This window comes from Litorimonas sp. (genome assembly GCA_029936425.1).
GTDB lineage: Bacteria > Pseudomonadota > Alphaproteobacteria > Caulobacterales > Maricaulaceae > Litorimonas.
In genome coordinates this window covers 1-1,141 of the sequence record JAPYSU010000156.1, presented here as the reverse complement: position 1 = coordinate 1,141, position 1,141 = coordinate 1, and the positions used below count along the sequence as shown (strand labels likewise).

The 1,141-nt window shown below is 46.2% G+C and carries 2 protein-coding genes; both read right to left on the bottom strand.

What is annotated here, in order from left to right; all coding sequences use genetic code 11:
- Window positions 1-64 precede the first annotated feature (64 nt).
- Window positions 65-778, bottom strand: a complete 714-nt coding sequence (locus ACN0IC_RS15680) for a hypothetical protein (RefSeq protein WP_416879680.1) — start codon at window positions 776-778, stop codon at window positions 65-67.
- A partial coding sequence (locus tag ACN0IC_RS15675) for a hypothetical protein (protein ID WP_416879679.1) occupies window positions 771-1,141 on the bottom strand: 371 nt, incomplete at its 5' end. The genes ACN0IC_RS15675 and ACN0IC_RS15680, both read right to left, overlap by 8 nt.

The window sequence follows — 1,141 nt, the reverse complement described above, 5'->3', positions numbered from 1 at the left end:
GATATGTCATGCCCGATTCACGGGATAAGCTTATCATTATTAATACTTTCCCCCGATGGAATCCCTAACCTACAAAACCGTTATATTCAGGAGGTAAAATTGACATTAAAGAGTCAGCAGTAACGGTTCCCAAATCGTAAGTCAGGTCCAACTGCTGCAGATAAGAAATGAACCTCCGTATATTCCCTCCTCGCGTCTGTGATGTAGAACCGCGCTTGAATGTTCTCCTATCAGGGTCAAAATAAATTTGGTGGGCAGCCTCAATAACTCCGCGACAGGACATAAAGTATTGCCTGGCAGCAAGCTGCTCTATTAACTCTCCACGATCACTCGGTTTCTTGCTGAGCATGAAAAGCGCATTCTCTCCATGATTGGCTACGAGCATCCAAGTCGTGTATAGAGCATGTCTAGGCCTGTGATTCCAGTTTGAACTAAGCGCGTAATTATAGGGCTTTCTTGGCTTTCTTTTACCCTTCGAATCTAATGGGCAGAGTTGATCAAACCAACAAAGAGCCAACCATGTCCAGAAACCACAATCTCCCAGTAGTTGCTGAGAACGCACATGTTCCAACAGATCTACAAGATAGACTCCCATGTCATACCGAGTTGCGAACTCCGCCCCCTCATCTATCGTCAGTTCGATACCCAAAGGCTCTGAAGTTCGGTCGTCAGCAAGAATCCCCACAGGAAGAGGTAAACCGCCATCATTTGACAACCCGCTGATATAGTTTTCAAAGGCCTCAATACCCCTTTCGTTCAGGCGTCGCACTTCAACCATGGGACTGCTCCTCCATTCGCGAGATCAGGTGGTCGCAAAGATGATGTCGGTTGCTAAATTCAGCCACTACCTCATTGATCCAGCCAACAATAATGTGAGGATCTTCATCATCAGGTTGCTCCTCGGGAGCGATTTTGTTCGCAAATCGCAGCCAATCGGCCTGCCAACCCTCTTCTTCATGTAGCTCCTCATTTATGTAAACGAAGAGCAATACTTCACGAAAAGCTGCAGGCAGAATCAGAGCCTGAAAGAAAGGATTTCCTAGGAGTTGGCTCTTGGCCTCGGGAATCCTGCTGTTGATACAGAGTACTGGCTTTTCATCCTCAAAAGAACTTGTGATTGAAACCGTCAAAATAATAGAAG